This window comes from Christensenella intestinihominis (assembly GCF_001678845.1).
In the GTDB taxonomy this organism is placed as follows: domain Bacteria; phylum Bacillota; class Clostridia; order Christensenellales; family Christensenellaceae; genus Christensenella; species Christensenella intestinihominis.
This window is the reverse complement of record NZ_MAIQ01000002.1, coordinates 355,403-372,935: the sequence shown is the minus strand read 5'-3', so window position 1 is coordinate 372,935 and position 17,533 is coordinate 355,403. Positions and strand designations below refer to the sequence as shown.

Below are 17,533 nucleotides of genomic sequence, written 5' to 3'. Positions count from 1 at the left end.
TCATCGGTCAATCCCCCTATCCTTTTTCAAAACCTTGTTTCTTGTGAACGTCTTAACCTGTTCTTTGAATTTCCGTAGCTGCTCCCGGATAGAGGGCCGCTCCTGCTTCTTTAGCTTCCGGGCGGTAAACTCCCGGAAAGCAGCTTGCAGAGAATCAGCGTCTTTAGCCTTGAAGAACACCAACCAACGGGGCGGGTCAACGGATTTATCCTTTTTCAGCGCGTAATCAACCTTGTATTTCCGAGCGTGGCGGTCAAACGCCTTTATATTTTTGTCCGTGATCTCAATATCTGAAATATTCCCGTTTGCCGATTCTTTGAGTTTCTTTAGGCTCTGTTTCCCTTTATATTCCTGCATCGGCTTCCGCGCCTTATTCGCCTTTGAGATTTGGCGATTCTGTTGGTATTGCTGGATTGCGTTTCTCAAAAGGTTAGCGGTCATTTGTTCGCCCCGGATAATAAACGCAATCGTTTTTTCTGTTACGGATTCTTGCAATCGTCATCACCGCCGCCCGTGTCCGCTTGCTCCTGCTGGGCCTTTCCCAGCGATTCAATGCACATAATCATACTTCATCACTCCTTTACAAATATAGATCGTGGTTGACCTCGGCCCGATAAAAGCTATCTATCGTCGCCGGGGCGTTAAATATAGCCGTCAAAAGATAGCCCTTAATATTCCTGATCTTGGTGGTGTTATTCTTCATGCAGTTTAAGACGTATTCCATATGCGAAAATCTAAGCTGCATAAACCGTTCCTTTACCAACTTGGCGGGCTTTTCTTCCCCGGCAATCCGTATGTGGTCTTTCTTGCTGCATATCGTTTCAGTCATAAGCTCCACGATCTCGTTTACCTGCTCCGGGCCGTATCGCTCGCATAAAGTGTCATATTCGATATTTGAACAAAGCTGCGCCCGACATTTTTCAATCGTTTCGATCTCGTCCGTAGGATTGATAGATTGATCTTTCTTTGATTCATCATTTCTTAATTCTTGTATAATTGATTTCTTAGTATTTGATTGTGTGGGATTTTCCAGTATTGGTTTTCCCAATGCTGGATTTTCCTGCACTGGATTTTCCAAGACTGGATTTTCCCGTTTAGGCTGGGGCCGCTCTAATATCGTATATTCCGTAACTGTTAGCTGCCCCTGCGCGTTCCTGATACGGCGGCGAATAACATACCCGTTGCGCTCCAACTCCCGCACCGTGGCCCTGATCGCGTCCACACCGTCGCGGCATATAGCCGCAAGGCCCCGTGTCGTATAATCCCAGCTATCGGGCAATGACAGCATGAGAGACAAAAGGCCCTTTGCTTTGAGGGATAGGGCCGTGTCCCTCAAATGGTAGTTTGCCATAACGGTGTAGTCCCGTGTCCGTTCGACCCGGTATACTGCCAACTTATCAACTCCTTTCCAACAAAAAAGAGCGTTTCAACTGAAACACCCTTAACTGCTTATTACGATTTATTTTTCTTTTTGGGAAGCAACACGCATTAGTTCTTGCAAAGAATATTCCTTGTTGCATCTTTCGCAACGATACCATGAATCCCGTGTATAATTATCTCGTTCATCTTTAATCACCCACGGGTTCCTGCTCCCTTTTCCGATATACCGTTCTTTATACAAATACTTCAACTTTTCGCCGCAAGCAGGGCAACGTTTTTTCCTAAATAGCTTAAATGATAATTCATCCCAAGTAAAATAATAGCTATGTAAATCTAACCTGTCCGACATTGCGTACTTTCTCCCTACGGCATCTTTTAAGCACATTATATCACTTAAACACGGCGCTTTCTATTCTTTACGATAAGGATTACGATTGCACCGCCGCCGATCACCGCAAGCAGGATATATAACAAAATATTTGTGTCGTCGCCCGTTTTAGGGGGATTGCTGGAGTGCGGCGGTATCTTCTCATTTACGACCGTAATTTCCACCGTTTCGCCGTCTTGAACAGGAGCGAATTTATATTCCACTTCGTTAAGCTGGTAGCTTTCGTCCGGGGGCTGCAATTCCTTGATGTAATAATGCGCGTAAGGTAGGCCCGTGATCGTATATTCCCCGTTTTCCGTGATCGTAAATTCTTGAATCAGTTCGCCGCTGCTTCCTGTGGGGGACGCTTCCGGGGTTGGTGCGTTGGTCGGCTCCGCTGTCCCTGTCGCCGTAGGCTCGGCTTCGGGTTGCTCGGCTGTGTCCTCGATCTTAAAAAGACCAAACACCGCGCCGTTAAGCCTGTTGTCCGCTTCGTCCGTTTTGATGATCTTAACATTCCCATGTAGCAGGATATTTTCAAAATTTGCCGCTGCCGTCCCGTCGTGCGTCACTTCGACGGTTTGACTTCCCGGTTCAATATATCCTGCCGTGCGTTCGTTGCGTACCTCGGTTATTTTGTAGCGGCCCGCGAGAAGCACCGGGATTTTGATTTCGCCTTTTTCGTCCGTTTCAAAAACGCCCTCATATGGTACGCCCGTAAGCGATACGCCCGTGATCTTGAACGGTATACTCTCGATCTTGCCGTCCTCGGCGGCCTTTGTAATCTTAATGCTGCCGTGCATTAAATCATTCGGGATAGGGTCGCCGTCATTGACCGCGATTTCTACCGTAGGCGTTTCCATGCCCGCATAATCAAACGAGAAATCATATTCCAGTCCGTTTAAAATATAACCTTTACCCGCCTGTAATTCTTTGATATACCACTTATAGCCGCAAGGTAAATCCGTGTTGATCGTGGCGGCTCCGTTTTCGTCCAGCGTTACCACTTCTAAAAGCGCGTCTTTCGGAAGTAAAACCGCACCGTCCGCGCCCGTGATCTCGTCACGGCTAAAAAGCCCCAGCGTAATATCCGGGTAAGGGTCATAAGTCTGGTTCAGTGTGGTTTCGCACTCTTTTTTCAGGGTAATAACCGCCTTCTGCCGTGCGTTCGTGGTTTCCGCTTTTGTCGCTACAATCTGCGTGTCCTGATCTTCATATGTGACCTCAAACGGTATCGGGGTAGGGTCTAGCACCAGTGGGGCCGGGACGGATTTTTCAATAAGCTGGTAGCTGCCAATATATAATAAACAATCGTCGCTTGACGTGGCCCGTCCATCCTCGCCCGTCGTGATCGTGTCCAGTACGTCCCCGGCATTTGCCCTTGTCGTACCGTCCGGGGTCACAATATCCGTCGCCGCAACAACGTCATACACCGTGCCGGGAATCCCTGCAAGGGAATAAACCGGGTTATATACCGTGCCGTATTCCTCGTCCTCGGTTTCTGCGAAACCCGTTAGGCTTTCACCTTGTTTTAAAACTGTGATCGTGCCTTTCACGGGTTCGTTATGGCTTTCTACTTCCAAAACTGCGGCGTGGTTTTCTGCTGTGATCGTAAAGGGTATGGGGTCGGGACTAATCGTGTACCCGTGGGGGGCTTCGACCTCGTACAATTCAAAATCACCGGGCCGCAAGGGTTCCGGGAGCACAAGCGAACCGTCAAGAGCCGTCGTGAATGTGTCAATCTCGGTCGGCGTAGGATAATTGATTTTCTGGACGACCCAATTATCCGTACTGTCCATGATTTTAAATTTCGTTTCAGCTTGTACGGGCTGGCCCGTCTCTGCGTCCCGCTTAATGATTTTAACCTCGCTGTTGTAGGCTTCATCTTCCAAAATGTAACGGTATATTTTGCCCTGCGTCGTGATCTCGATTTCAAACGGGTCTATCAGCTTATACCCTGCGTTTGCGTCGCTGGGGATTTCTTCGCACAAGTACCGCCCGTAGTTCAGCATGGGCGTGATCGCATAACCGTTTTCGTCAGTCTTGACCCTGCAAATCTCTTTCCCCGTGGAAACAAGGGACAGCTTAAATTCGACGTTTGGAAGCGGCTGCTTTATACCGCCGTCGTCGCTGTCCCCGGTAAGCGGAACGTCCGCAAATTTTACAAAAGCCGCCTGTCCCTTGATAACCGTATCAGTCACGCCCACATCGGCCCTGCCGATCTCAATCGTTTGGCCCGCAAAGTTCGGCGTTACCGTGTAGGGGCTTGAATTGAGATTATACCCGGTCGGCGGCTTTTTCTCCACGACTTTGACCGTTTGCAGGGGAATTAGTTTACTGGTCGCCGTGCGTCCGTTGGCGACAATGTAATCTATAAGCCGCCCCGCGCTATCGTATAGGGCATATTCCGCGCCGTTAAGCGTAGCGTCCGTGTCCTTTGGGGTTCCCGTTTCTGCGTCCGATTTAGTCACAACAATATTAAATTTCTTTAAGACATTGGAAAATGTAACGCTGCTTGTTTGTCCCGGCAATACTCGGACGGTTTGCGCGGCGGGCTGGACGTAGCGGTTAGCCGTGCCAACTTCGGTAACAGTATAATCTAAGTTTGCCAAAAGGCCCTCGGTCGTAATTGTACCGTCATTCGCGGTCGTGACTGTCCGATCAACACCATTCCCGGTAATGCGAAACCGCATTCCAGCAACCGCGCCGTCCTCGGAACGCTTCACAACTCGAATATTTCCGACCTTTTCCGTTTTTAGCTTAAAGGATGAAGTCACGGACATTGTTTCGCCGCCCTCTGATACCGGGGAAAGGGAAACAAGGTTCTGGTACTTGTTGTGAATCCAATACTCCGGGCTTCCGTTTATGATCGTGGGTAATTCGTCGGTAGGGAGCGTTTTTGTCGCCGTGGCTTCTACATTGTCAAACATATTCGCCGTGGAAATATGCAGCGTGTTTCCGCTGCGCGTAAAACTCACGCCACCCGCCGAAAAATCATAATACCGCAACACGCCGTTTGCGTCGTTGATCGTCGTTTCAAAACGCTTGTTGACCGGGTTATATTTCAACTCTATTTCGTTTCCGTCAAAGCTGGGCTTAGTGTCGTAATTTTCGACATTGCTTTTCAGATCGTCATATATGCCCCGTGCTGTCGGGTTACAACCTAAAAGGGCATCAATAATCCTCTCTTCGTTGGGGTCGTCGATCTGGCTTGACGCAATAATCCAAATAAGGCCCTGTGTCGCCATTGCGTTATCCAACCAATCGCCGCCGTAAAGTGCGCCCGTATGGTCGTTATATCCTAAAACCAGCGTTCGCCGTATAAGTTCCTTTTGCCAATCTGCAAGGTCGTCATAATCTGCCGTACATTCGTATTTACTGCCTTGCGCGACCGTTACGCCATATTGTAAGCAATATGCTATTTTCGTGTCTCCTGCGTCCGTTGTCATATGGAATGTAGACCATTCTTTATAATATCCGTCCGTCACGTTAAACGGGGGCGGGAAGCTGGGGCCGAACGTATATTCATACTGGCTATGGTGCGTGTAGTGGAATGTTGCCCCGCTGTCCAGCGCGAAAGCCGAAAGCGGAAACGCCACGATCACCATTACCAGCATAACGATAAACGCAATTATCCTTTTTCCATTTTTCATTGATTCTATTCCTTTCGTTTTTGGGTAAAAAAAAGACACCTGTAAAAAACAGGTGCCGGGGGAGATATGGGCTATGCGGTTTCCTCGTTGCGTAATTCCTGTATGACTTCGCCAAAATCTGCAAGAAATGAGAATATGAAATATTCCAGTGCTTGCGGGTGGGAAGCTATCGGGACGGCTTCATCTGAAAACCGCAAACCTGTAAGACCGTATAAAGCGCGTATGAGGTTAAAAAGCTGCTCCCGGTCTTTGTCCGTGTCCATATCTAAAAATACATGAGTTAAGCGGTTGATCGTGTCCATATCGCCGTTGGTGAATATCCAAACTGTTTCAGCAAATGGCGGGGTAATCGCCCCGGATATAAGATTGATCTTGTCTTTGCTAATCTCGCCGTTTTGCTGTATAATGCCTTTAGTAGTTAAGGGGTTTTCTTGCATTGCTTTTGCTCCTTTCAAATGGGTAAACAAAATGGTGCCCGTGGTGCCAAAATGGTGCCAAAGTAGTTAATAGGGGATAAATAGGGTTACGTGAAAAAATACAGGAAAAACGAAAAAAACGCTTTATCTGCTGCTTTTTTGTATAGAGATATAAGAAGTTATAATGATTTATGTGCAACAATCGCGATTGGAAATCGTGTTAGCGTTAATAGCGCTACGGAGGTTCGAATCCTCTCTGCTCCGCCACGTCGGAGGAAACTCCGCGACCATAATCCCGCCCTTTTAGGACGGGATTTTTAGTCGCTTCGATTCCTCCTCCTTTCCCCGACAAACCCACTCCGCTTCTCTTCGTTGGGCTTTGTCGGGGCCCCGTTTTATGTATCTATTTTGTATAAACGACACACGTTACAGCAAGTTCCGCGATTTCAAAGCCCTCGCTTTTGCGAGGGCTTTTTCATGCTCCGCTGCCGCTCCTTATCCCCACTGAACTCATTATGCTGCGCGTCATTCGAGTTCAGCGGGGGCCCCTTTTGCCGCAAATCCATTTTTTGTACCAGACGGGGTTCGAGCCGGAGAACATAATTATCGCATTAGCGAATAATTCGCTAAAAACTAATAGCGAATTATTCGCTGTTCTACAATTGCTAAAGGAGGGATTTTTATGTATCCACAGATTAGAAATTTAAGGGAAGATAGTGATCTGACACAAGTACAGATGGCGGAAATATTGAATTGCAGTCAGCGAATATATAGCAACTATGAAAGAGGCGATGTTGATATTCCTACTGCAATTTTAATTAAATTAGCAAAATACCACAAAGTCAGCACGGACTATTTACTTGGGTTAACAAATTGCAAAAAACAATACCCGAAAAAATAGGGACTGTCAGAGGGGGTAATATTTATGATAATAGCAGCAAAATATTTTTTTAACGACAAGAATAACATAATGGAATCCGAATACGATTCGCTTTTACAGGAGCTATATACAGCAATCCTCAGTATTGACGCTGAAAAACTTAAAACCAAAAAAGGGAGAGAAAAAACCAATACAGATAAATTACTGTATAATCCAAAGGAATTAAACACCTCCATCAAAAACAAATTAAATCCTGGTGGTTGGATACCTTTCAAATTAAAATGCGAATACCCTACAGCCCTGTACACAAAATCATATATAGATAAATACGGATCGTCAATACCGAAATTTAGCGGAGCCACAAGGGAAATAGATTTTGTAAAAGGCGATCTTGGCGTCGAAGTCCAGTTTGGGAAATATGCATTTATGGCCTATGATATTTTAGGGAAGATGGTCATTTTACATAATCGGAGGATTATTAATGCCGGTGTAGAGATCGTGCCCGTTCGTAGAATGTCAAAATCCATGTCGACGGGAGTATCTTATTTTGAGCAGATAGTTTGGGATTTAGAAAATCGGGGAGCCTCTAACCTGGATATCCCTGTTTTACTGATTGGTATAGATTCATAAGGACTGAGAAAAAGGAATTTATAATCCACCAATGAAAAGCCAACGAAAGAGTTGGCTTTTTCAAACTGCACAATTAATCGGCATGGTCATTATTTTGTTGAAAGTATGGTTACTCTAAACTATAATTACAGTTGGATGTAAGGAGAAATTATGGGAAAAAAGAAGAAACAAGCATTAAGTAGGGATTACATAAATAAATATTTGATTGGAAATTCGAAATCAATCGATAAATATTTCCAAAATGTTGAACCATTTATTGATCTGATAGTCACATCACCGCCCTATTGGAACATGAAAAATTATGAGAATAACAAAGAACAGATAGGTTTTGGACAAACGTATGATGAATATCTTCATGATGTAAAACAATCCTTTCAGAATGTATTTGATATAAGCAAGTCCACGGCAAGCTTGGTTTTAATAGTTGATACATTGAAAAAGGGTGGTCGGATGGTTCGATTGCCTGATGATATCGCACGGCAATTAGAGGAAATCGGCTGGATTCATCAAGACACAATTATTTGGGATAAAGTTAAAACATTGCCTTGGTCAAGAAAAGGGCAGATGAGAAATGTTTTTGAATATATTTTAATATTTAGCAAAACAAAAAGATATAAATATAATATGGATTCAATACGCGTTGTAGAGGATATGAAAGAATGGTGGATCGGGTACCCTGAACGATATAATCCCAAGGGGAAAGTTCCTGAAAATATCTGGGAATTTTTAATACCTACCCAAGGTAGCTGGGGGAGTAAGCAAAATTTTGGGGAAAAAGAATTTCGGCATGCCTGTCCATTTCCTCCTGAGTTAATGGCAAGAGTTATTAAATTGTTGAGTGATCCGGGGGATATTGTATTTGATTCGTTCGCAGGAACCGGCGTTTTATTAGCGGTTGCCCGGAAATTAAACAGGAAATTTATTGCTTTCGATATTAACGAGACTTATAAAGAAGTATTTGAAAAAGTTACGATTCCTTTAGTTGATTCCGTGTGGGATGATATTGAACGCCACTACGAGATTCAGGAAAAGCTAAAGCAATTAATGGCAATAAATATTGCGAAACTGCGAGCTTTGAAATATCCCTACGCATTGATGAAAAAGCAAAAAGAATACGACATTTTTAAGATAGTAATCGCAAACAGCGAGCCCATCAGCGGAAATGATAAAATTGATGCATATACCTTGGCAAAAGTAAATTACAAATTGTTTGTCGATACAAACGATATTGCGGAAATAAGTATATTGTCTCAGAAAATCAATGAGATTTTATCCAAGGCTCCTTTTACAAAATATGGAGTGCTTTCTAATTTTGAAGTTTATCCCTATAATGAATTCTCAAAACATCTTAACAGCTTAAAATTTCCTCAATACCTATACAGCGGTTCAAGTTTCAATAATTATTTTAAAGAAATCGAATCCGCTGCTGAGTTTGAAAATATGATAAATAATAGTATATTATCCGAATTGAAAGAGAAAAATGTTTGCCCTGTATTATCGAACATAAAAATACATTCTGCCGACTATGAGTTATTGCCGGCGGAAGAGTATAAAAAAGCAGGTTATAGGGATGTTTATTCAGAGGGGTTGCTGCGCCGGATAGATATGGTTTTGAATTCTATTACTGTTCATGATGGATTTGTATGAGAAGCAAACAATGGCGCGCGTCGCTGCGTACCCGTGGAATTTTAGGTTCTGCCAACTCCGCGCGACGCATCCTATTCGGGGTTGGCCGGGCTTTGCAAGGCTTGTCCGGCAGACGGCATAAACGTGGTTAAATTGGTAAGGTGTGTTCAAAAACATCCAAACACGCTATTATTATAATAATATCAGCAGCTGACAACAACATTTTATCACAGGAAGCTCCCGCGCGGGCGAAAGGAGTAATATGCTTTCTACCGGAAAAAAGAAGCCCATATTCATTGTGTGCGCAATTGCCGCCGCGGTTGTCGTTCTGGCAATCGTTGTTCCAGCCGCGGTCAGGCAGCAAAGGATAAATGGATTTTTGCGGCAAAATGAAAATTCATTTATTTTAGACGAAAGCGGCGGGCAGTGTATTGTTTCGGTCGGACTTACGCAGAGCGAAGACAGCAGTAATACTGTTGAGTTTTCCTCGTTTGCTTATTTTGAAAGCGAAGATTTTGCGGAGAAACACCCGGAAATATTCGACAGCTACGAAACAGCAATAGATACAATAGATCAAACAGTGAATGGGTTTGAAAAAACGTATCCCGGCCAAAAAGCAATAAAATGCTCGATCGATTCGTTCTCGGAAACGGGCATGGCGATCACTTTCTATGGCGAGGGAACACTGCCGGACGGAACACAGGAAGAGGTAAACAAAAAAATGGATTTTGTTTTCGCCTCGGCGGGGCAGCCGGAATAAGTAAAGCGCGGTTTCAAAGCCCTCGCTTTTGCCGTAACGCCGCATTATCGCCCGTTCCGCGCTGTTTCCGGCTGCCTCCGGATTAACACATTCCGCTCCGCATCCATGCAAAAATACTGCCCCGCATACCCGAGCGGTTCCTTTTTCCATTCCTTCCGGCTTTTTTCAATTATTTCATCGAGCGGCCCGATTCCTCCGGTCGCGGAATAATCCGTGACGCACGCGGCCCCGGTCGCGCAGGCGATATCAACAGAATCGGCAAGCGAATATCCGCTCACCAGCGCCGCAAGGAATCCGGCGATGCTGGTGTCCCCGGCCCCGGCCGCGGATTTCACATGGTCAATGCGGTAAATTCCGGTAAAAATTTCCCTTCCGGCCCATTGACCGGGATCGGCGGGAACGCCGCGCCCCATGCCGGAGAATGCCTCCCGGCCCTGCGTCACTGCGTAATATCCCCGGGTGCCGCATTTAATCACGACAATTTTTGCGCCCATCGCCAAAAGCCTTTTGCCGAGGCGGGGGAGGTAATCAACCTCGAGGTTTTCCAAAATATCCCCGCCCATCGTTTTCAGGCGGGAAAATTCGTCCCGGTCAAACATAAACAGCGCTTCCTCAACGCTGGGCATAAAAATATCCGTAAAGGGCAGGACATTTTCAAACAGCTTTTCCCAGTCTGCGGCGCTTTCACTTGAATTTTCATCGGGATAAGAGGTATCGAGGGAGGTCGTGACGCCGAGTTCCTTTCCCTTTTCCAGAATTTTCCGCAGCTCCGCCCCGTTTTCCCGCGCAAGCGTTTTCATGCAGGTGGGGTAGCCGATATGCAGTATCTTTGCCCGCCGCACCAAATCAAAATCGATATCGCCGAACCCGAAGGTATGGTTGGCCGCCGGGTTATGGAGGAACATGCGGTCAAATCCGGGCGGGGCAAGCACAACGCTGTAAGATGTAAGCTCGCCCTTGCCGGTGGAGAAATACTGCGGCTGCCCGCCCTGCTCTTCCACCAGCCTTTTCACAATATCCCCGGGAATATCGTCTCCCACCCTTCCCATCAACGCGGTTTTGATTCCCAGCTTAACCAGGGCAAGCCCGGTGTTCGCCACGCTTCCGCCGGTCGATAACACAAGCTCGCTCGTTTCCAGCAGCTTCCCGGGAAGGAAAACCCTGTCGGCGCGGTCAAATTTGGGTGGCAGCACGGGGGTAAGGTCGAGGCAGATATGGCCCGCGCATATAATGTCGCACATCATTCAGTCCTCCAAAATGGGTGTGGCATGCTCCAGAAGATACTCCTCCGCCTCCCTGCACCACAGCATGTTGTTTTGGGCGCAGATATCGTGCAAATCCGCAAAAAACGGGTCGGTACGGCCCCTTTCGGCGAACTCGTCGATGGCCGTAAGCGGCAGGTCGGCGTTGCAGTAAATCAGCTTTTTCGCCCCGGGAATGCGGGGAAGGTTTTTTGTGGCTTCGGCGGCGCAGTTCAGCCCGCCAATGTGCGAAATCAGGACGGATACGTCGATCTGCCCGGTTTCTATCAGCCGCAGGGCTTCCCTCATATCGTCGACGTCCCCGCCGGACGTACCGATAATATGCTTGTAATTGTAATGCACGTCGTAAAAATTAACGGGCGCATAAAAATCCTTCCGGGTAGGGCCCGCGAAGAAATTGATACAGGCGTCGGTCCCCGAAAGGGAATCGGCCTGACCGATCACGCCGGGAACCGGGGCCATCACGAGGATGTCGTCAAACCGGTTGCGCCCGTTGCCGAGGAACGCGGAAATATCCGCCGCGCCCTCCGTATTCACAATTTCCAGTTCTACGCCGTTTTTGCTTTTCAGCAAAGCTTTTGCGCGGGCAACACGTTTTTCGTCGATATCCGTTAAAACGATCCTTGCCGGACGGTTTTCCATAGACATGGCAACCTCGGCCGCGCCTAGGCCCATCGGCCCGCAGCCCGCCAGAATCGCCATGCTGCCGCCGGGCTTTAGGCCCATAATGTGGTCCTTGTTGTTGGGGGCAAGGTGAAAAGCGGAACGCAGCGCCGAAACAAGGCAGGAAATCGGTTCGGCCATCGACGCCTTAAAGTAAGCGTCGCCCCCGAAGGGCAGGATATACCCGCCCCCGATCACCTCGGCGGGAACGATCACGCTGGTCGCGTTGCCGCCGTAGGCCGGATAGCAATATCCGGGCGATTTGATTGCGTCGCCGAAAAACATTTTTGCCTGCACCGCAAATACGCCGCCGGGCTTATAATCCTTGCTTACCTTACCTCCCGTCCGCAAAATGCGCGCGCACAGCTCGTGCCCCATAATAACCGGGTTTTCGCCGATATCCTCCGGGATGCACCGGTGGTCGCTGCCCATAAGCATCGCCTTATAACTCGACATACACAAACTGTCCGTCATGACCTGCGCAAGGATTTCATCGTCGCGGATTTCCCCGAGCTCGAATTCTTCAAACCGCAAATCTTCCTTCCCATATAACCGAACCGCTTTTACTCTCATCTGTCCGCTCCTTTTTTAAAAGCCGTAGGCTGTGCGCGTAATGATCTCGTCCTGCAGGGCGGCGTCGAGGTTCACGAAATATTCGCAGTACCCGCCGACCCTGACAATCAAATTCCGGTATTTCTCCGGCTCCCGCTTTGCCTGTTTGAGCGCTTCCGCGTCGACAAGATAAGCCTGCAGCTGGGGGCCGCCGTCCGCAATATAGGCCTGCAAAAGCGCCTTCAAGGCGCGGGTTCCGGCCTCGTTTTTGATGATCGCGGGGCTCAGCTTCAGGTTCAGGGCATACCCGCCCGTAATGTTTCCGTGGTCCAGCTTGAGGACGGAGTTAAGCAGGTTGGTCGGCCCGTTCACGTCCTTCCCCTGCGACGGTCCCATGCTGTCGCTGAGCGGCTCGCCCCTCCGCCGGCCGTTTGCGGTCGCTCCCGTGATTTCCCCGTGGTAAATATGGAAAAAATAACCGAACAGCGTGCTGACATATTTATCCCTTTGGGAGGCGGAGTTCAGCCGCAGCGTCGTGTCGCTCATTTCCGAAAGGATGCCCCTGGCAATGGCGTCCACATCGTTCTGGTCGTTGCCGTAATGGGACGTCCTGTTTTCCAGGAACAGGCGGATTTCCTCGTTCCCGGCAAAGTTGCTTTCCAAAATATCCGCCATCTGGCCGATGGAAAAACGCCCGTCGTCGTATACGTGCTTTTTGATGGCGGCCATCGCATCCGCCGCGGTTCCAAGCCCGTAGGCGTAAAAAGACCAATGGGCGCCAAGCTCGCTGCCACCCTGGAACATATCACGGCCATTTTCGAGGCAGCCGTCTATCATCAGGGAAGCCAGCGGGTCATAACAGCGGCCGGGAATCTGTGAAATTTTGCTGTCGGCTTCGGATTTGTCCGCAAGCACGGCTTTTTCCAGCACGCGGTTGTATTCGCGGCGGAAGGAATCGAAGTCCGCAAGCGCCGTTTCCCCGGCGCGGTACTTTGAAAATACTTCTTCAAACAGCATGGGAAAGGCAATCGGGTCGGTTACGCCCCAGTTTGGCTGCTTCCCGGGGACCATGATCTCCACGCAGCCCATGTTGTAGTAATCGTTGGCGTATTTGTCCGCATAGCCGAGTTTCTTAAGGTTTTCAATCCATACGGCGTCGTTGAGGATCATCGGCTGGCCGCTGCCCGCCTTGATGGACTCAATCGCCAAATCATAGAGCCATTCCGGGTTTTGGCTGTGGATGCGCAGCCCGATGTTGGGGTAGGGCAGCCGCATTTCGCGCGTCACCTCGAGGCACAGCGCCGTCAGGCTGCTTACGGCGTTAGCACCGTCCGCCGTAACGCCGCCCAGGGTCATGCTTTGCACGGTCTGCATTTTGGGCTCGTTGATTTTCAGCCACAGGCAGCATAACAATTCCTTTGCCTCGTCCTCGCTGATTACGCCCTTTGCAATATCGTTTTCGTAATAATCCCGCATATATTGGTCGAACCGCCCGAACGACAGCGCGGAGCTCCAGCAGAAACTGGCCATGATGTGCAGCAGCCAGACAAACTGGACGGCCTCGCGGAAGGAACGGGCCGGACGGAGCGTGATCGCGTCCGCAATATCCGCCATTTCCGCAAGCTCCCGTTTCCGCGGCTGCTGCTCCTGCCCGCTGCATTTCCGCAGCTCGGCGGCATAACGCCCGATAAAGCGGCTGGCGGCCTCCGCAACTGTTTTTGCGCAAAGGTAATATTCCCGCTGCTCCCCGCTTAGCGTATCCCGCTGCGTAAGCCTGTCGATCTCCGACAGCAGAGCGCCGAAGCCCTGCTTTATGATGCGCCCGTAATTCAGGCTGAGGTGGTTGGCGGCAAACCACGGAAGGGAATCGATCTCCCGGCGCACGTCCTCGCCGTAATCGATTTTGAACCCCCGTTCCAGCTCGCGCCCGATTTCATATTTTTCGATATCCGCGTCCCGGAATTCCTCCTGCATATCGGCAATCAGCTTTTGCAGGTCCTCAAACGTGATGCAGCCGTCATGGTAAACGCGGCCCATAAGCGTCCAGCGGCTCTTTTTGGTGGTAAACTCCTCTTCAAAGGTCTTTACCCGGTTCCTTTTTGCCGCCGGTTCCCGTTCCGCCTGCTTTTTCCCGGCGAGGTATTTTTCGATGATACCGGCGGCCATGGCGCGCTGCTCCGGGTAAGGAATTTCTTCCCCGGAAACAGGGCACAGCCCCGTCATGCTTCCGGCAATCAGCTCATACGGCAGCACGGCCAGCGGCGCGTTGTCCAGGATATATGCCTGCGCCTTGGCGCGCCGCAGCTGGATGCTTTCCCCGCGGGTCGCGGCGAGAGACCTGTAAGCCAGCTCATAGAAAAAGGTCTTTCTCACGCCCGCATGGTTCAGCGCCTCAACGTTTTTCCTCATAGCCTCGATTCGTTCATTCATAAGCCCCGTTCCATTCCTTTCCGCCGAACGCAAGGACCCTGCTTCTCCAAAAATCAACCGTTTCCCCGTCCGGCACTGTAAATTCCGGCGCGGCGGCCCCCAGCCGCCTTGCCTTGGACCGCCCCATGCTATGATAGGGCATCAGCTCAAATCCCAATATATTTTGGTGCGTTGCCGTCAGCGCGGCAATCGCCCGGAAATGGGCGTCGGTATCGTTCAGGGTGGGGATCACGGGGCAGCGCAGCACCATTCTCGCCCCGGCCCTGTCCAGTTTTTGTATGGTTTCCAGCACGGCCCCGGCCGGAACGCCCGTATACCGCAAATGCATTTCCTCGTCCGTCATTTTATAATCCACAAGGAATAAATCGGTATAGGGCAGGAGCCCCGAATAGCCGGAAAAAGGGGCGCTTGCGTTGGTCTCGATGGCCACGTCCAGCCCCGCTTTTTTGGCCAGCCTTGCAACCGCGAGGGTAAACGCGGGCTGGCACATCGGCTCTCCGCCCGAAATGGTCAGCCCGCCGCCCGACGTCCTGTAATAGCGCATGTCCCGCAGCGCCTCGGAAACAACCTCGGAAGGGGAGGCCATGGTTCCCGCCAAAACAAGCGCGCCTGCCGTGCAGGCAGCGGCGCATTTTGCGCAGCCGACGCACAGGCTCCGGTCAAAGGTGTGCTTGCCGTTCTGCACCAGGTGCGCCTTTTGCGGGCATACCGCCATGCAGGCGCCGCACTGGCCGCACCTCGATTCCTGGTACAGCAGTTCCGGCCCGCCGCGCAGGCTTTCCGGGTTGTGGCACCAGGCGCAGCGCATGTTGCAGCCCTTGAGGAAAACGGCGGTACGAATGCCGGGGCCGTCGTCGATTGAAAATCGCTGTATCCCGAAAATCATTCCGTGTAATTGGTTTCCGCTCAAATGACGATTACCTCGGTTTCCTTGCTGATTTCGTCCAGCGTTTCCCGTTCAACGCCCTCGTCCGTGATCCAGAGGCCGACCTCTTCCCAACCGGCAAACTGGATCATCGCCCCCTGCTGCGCCTTGCTGGAATCGGCAAGCAATATGGATTTGTTTGCGGAACGAATCATCGCCTTTTTCACTTCGCTTTCACCAAAGTTTTCCACGCACGGGCCACGCCTGTCGTAAAAGCCGCTCGTGCCGAGGAAGGCGACGTTTGCCCTGATTTCCGCCAACGCCTGCAGCGCCCAGTGGCCGGTTGATGCATTGCTCGTAGGCTGCAAAGCGCCGCCGAGCAAATAAATCCTGGCGTCCGCCGAAGAAAGGGCCTGGACGGCATGCAGCGAATTGGTAAAGACAGTAAGCCGCTTCCTGGTAAACAATTGTTTTGCAAGCGCGGCCACCGTGCTGCCGGAATCCAGTATGACAATATCGCCGTCGCAGACGAAGTCAAGCGCCCGTCCGGCAATCCGGGCCTTTTCCGCCTGGTGCTCGACGGCCTTCTGCCCGAAGCTCTGTTCGTTCCACTCCGAACAGACCACCGCGCCGCCATATCCCTTTTTGGCGATGCCGTTTTCCTGCAGGTATAAAAGGTCCTTGCGGATCGTCTCCACGGATACCCCATATTTTTGCGCGAGGGCCTGTGTGCCGATCTCGCCGTCCTGCATCAGCGCTTTTGCAATTTCGTCTCTGCGGTTCAAAGCTGTTTTTTTCATAATACAATAAATTCCAATCGAAAAAAGTGTATTTTATTTGATTTATTTTTTATAGTATAGCATAATTACAATAAAATAAAAGAAATATTTTGCAAAAGGGAAAAGAAATTACTATGGAATAAAGTTATCCGGCTGAAAACAGGAGTCGTGTACAAAAAAGAAAGGCATCATAGAAATGATACCTTTCTGGCTCTGGAAATCCATGTAACACAATAAGCGTCGCAATAGCGGAGAGAGGCCCGGAATTCGCCGCCCGGAACCGGGCGGGCTATTTTGCACGTTCGGCCGATACAAGGTTCGCAAACTCTTCAAAAGAATATCCGTCCGGATGTCCCGCATGATCCAGCAAATTAAAAAAACAGGAAGGGATTTCCCTTGAATTAAGATTCTTACGGATGCATGGCGCGCATCCTTTATCGTGCCGGGTTGGATGCAGCTTGCAGGCAATATCGCGGCAGGTACAAAATTCACTTAAATTACGCATCGTTATCCTCCATAGGTTGTACGGGAACGGTTTGCCGGGGCCTTGCCGGGTCCCTGGATTTCCCGAAATACTTCTATACCCTATCCTATCGCAAGCTTCCCTTCGGTTCAATGGTAAAATACAGCCGGGTACATTTCCCCCCGGCGCCTGCCTTTTTCAAAAAAGCAAATCCGGAATTTGAGGACGGGAACCCGCGGAAAGAAAGCTTTCTGCGGGTTTTTCATGCAAATTGTCAAAAAAAAGAAAAATTTGTAGAAATTGAGACCGGTTTTGAGACCGGCGGTTCTTAAAATAAATCATATAAGAAAGGTAAGGTATTACATCGTGCTAGAAGCAGCAGTGAAAAAAATTCGGGTTTGTATTGACGCATGGGGCCGCGGCGCGTTGGAAGGAAGAACCTACAATATGGCCCTCCGGCAGGGAGTACACTTTTCAGATGTCAATCAGCTGTGCTCCAGCCTGGAAAATGTGTTTGAAAAAATCAAGTATCCCGCCGCTTCTACACAATTCCGTGTGTTCGGAAAGAAAAGTTGGGGAAATGCCGCGAAAAAGGAAACGGAGCAAACGATGAACCAGGATAAGATAACGGACACCAATCCAACAGGGAAAAAAGCCACGTTTATCGTGCAGGTCATGTACCGGCAGAACGCAACCTGGCAAGGGCAGGTTGTATGGTCTGAAAAGAATGAAACGAGACAGTTCCGGAGTGCACTCGAGCTGATTAAGCTGATAGACAGCGCGGCGGAAGAGAGCAACCTGTAGCAA

The 17,533-nt window shown here is 49.5% G+C and carries 15 protein-coding genes; 5 read left to right on the top strand and 10 right to left on the bottom strand.

What is annotated here, in order from left to right; translation table 11 throughout:
* The 4 genes from BBD38_RS04390 to BBD38_RS04375 all read right to left on the bottom strand — a co-directional run bounded on the left by BBD38_RS04390 (window position 1) and on the right by BBD38_RS04375 (window position 5,855).
* Complete coding sequence (locus tag BBD38_RS04390) at window positions 1-495, bottom strand: PcfB family protein (protein ID WP_066685014.1); 495 nt, start codon at window positions 493-495, stop codon at window positions 1-3.
* Between the two features lie 85 nt (window positions 496-580).
* The gene (locus BBD38_RS04385; RefSeq protein WP_066685011.1) at window positions 581-1,393 is read right to left on the bottom strand and encodes a DUF6017 domain-containing protein; all 813 of its coding nucleotides are present in this window, start codon (window positions 1,391-1,393) and stop codon (window positions 581-583) included.
* Between the two features lie 380 nt (window positions 1,394-1,773).
* A complete protein-coding gene (locus BBD38_RS04380; RefSeq protein WP_066685008.1) occupies window positions 1,774-5,400 on the bottom strand; it encodes a SpaA isopeptide-forming pilin-related protein in 3,627 nt (1,208 codons plus the stop codon).
* A 71-nt stretch (window positions 5,401-5,471) separates the two neighbouring features.
* Window positions 5,472-5,855: a hypothetical protein gene (locus BBD38_RS04375; RefSeq protein WP_235829095.1), complete on the bottom strand. Its 384-nt coding sequence runs from the start codon at window positions 5,853-5,855 to the stop codon at window positions 5,472-5,474.
* 643 nt (window positions 5,856-6,498) lie between these two features.
* Between BBD38_RS04375 and BBD38_RS04370 the strand changes: the two genes are divergently transcribed.
* The 4 genes from BBD38_RS04370 to BBD38_RS04355 all read left to right on the top strand — a co-directional run bounded on the left by BBD38_RS04370 (window position 6,499) and on the right by BBD38_RS04355 (window position 9,712).
* The gene (locus BBD38_RS04370; protein WP_066684999.1) at window positions 6,499-6,717 is read left to right on the top strand and encodes a helix-turn-helix domain-containing protein; all 219 of its coding nucleotides are present in this window, start codon (window positions 6,499-6,501) and stop codon (window positions 6,715-6,717) included.
* Window positions 6,718-6,741: 24 nt separating this feature from the next.
* Window positions 6,742-7,326 carry a BglII/BstYI family type II restriction endonuclease gene (locus tag BBD38_RS04365; protein WP_066684997.1) on the top strand — a complete coding sequence of 195 codons (585 nt, stop codon included), beginning with the start codon at window positions 6,742-6,744 and terminating at the stop codon, window positions 7,324-7,326.
* A 150-nt stretch (window positions 7,327-7,476) separates the two neighbouring features.
* Window positions 7,477-8,973, top strand: a complete 1,497-nt coding sequence (locus BBD38_RS04360) for a DNA-methyltransferase (RefSeq protein WP_066684995.1) — start codon at window positions 7,477-7,479, stop codon at window positions 8,971-8,973.
* Window positions 8,974-9,214: 241 nt separating this feature from the next.
* Window positions 9,215-9,712: a hypothetical protein gene (locus BBD38_RS04355; protein WP_066684993.1), complete on the top strand. Its 498-nt coding sequence runs from the start codon at window positions 9,215-9,217 to the stop codon at window positions 9,710-9,712.
* Between the two features lie 44 nt (window positions 9,713-9,756).
* On the opposite strand, the gene BBD38_RS04350 is transcribed toward BBD38_RS04355, so the two are convergent.
* The 6 genes from BBD38_RS04350 to BBD38_RS04325 form a co-directional block, all read right to left on the bottom strand.
* Window positions 9,757-10,956 (bottom strand): carbohydrate kinase family protein, encoded by a 1,200-nt coding sequence (locus BBD38_RS04350; RefSeq protein ID WP_066684991.1) that lies wholly within the window; start codon window positions 10,954-10,956, stop codon window positions 9,757-9,759.
* The gene (locus tag BBD38_RS04345) at window positions 10,957-12,210 is read right to left on the bottom strand and encodes an MDR/zinc-dependent alcohol dehydrogenase-like family protein (RefSeq protein ID WP_066684990.1); all 1,254 of its coding nucleotides are present in this window, start codon (window positions 12,208-12,210) and stop codon (window positions 10,957-10,959) included.
* A 15-nt stretch (window positions 12,211-12,225) separates the two neighbouring features.
* Window positions 12,226-14,598, bottom strand: a complete 2,373-nt coding sequence (locus tag BBD38_RS04340) for a pyruvate formate lyase family protein (protein WP_235829094.1) — start codon at window positions 14,596-14,598, stop codon at window positions 12,226-12,228.
* A gap of 13 nt (window positions 14,599-14,611) precedes the next feature.
* On the bottom strand, window positions 14,612-15,505 hold the full coding sequence (locus BBD38_RS04335; protein ID WP_066685410.1) for a glycyl-radical enzyme activating protein: 894 nt from the start codon (window positions 15,503-15,505) through the stop codon (window positions 14,612-14,614).
* 20 nt (window positions 15,506-15,525) lie between these two features.
* Window positions 15,526-16,284, bottom strand: coding sequence for a DeoR/GlpR family DNA-binding transcription regulator (locus BBD38_RS04330; RefSeq protein WP_066684988.1), 759 nt, complete (start codon window positions 16,282-16,284; stop codon window positions 15,526-15,528).
* Between the two features lie 268 nt (window positions 16,285-16,552).
* Complete coding sequence (locus BBD38_RS04325) at window positions 16,553-16,768, bottom strand: DUF6485 family protein (RefSeq protein ID WP_066684986.1); 216 nt, start codon at window positions 16,766-16,768, stop codon at window positions 16,553-16,555.
* 339 nt (window positions 16,769-17,107) lie between these two features.
* Here BBD38_RS04325 and BBD38_RS14920 point away from each other — a divergent pair, with 339 nt between their 5' ends.
* Window positions 17,108-17,530 carry a hypothetical protein gene (locus BBD38_RS14920; protein ID WP_235829093.1) on the top strand — a complete coding sequence of 141 codons (423 nt, stop codon included), beginning with the start codon at window positions 17,108-17,110 and terminating at the stop codon, window positions 17,528-17,530.
* Window positions 17,531-17,533: the final 3 nt, after the last annotated feature.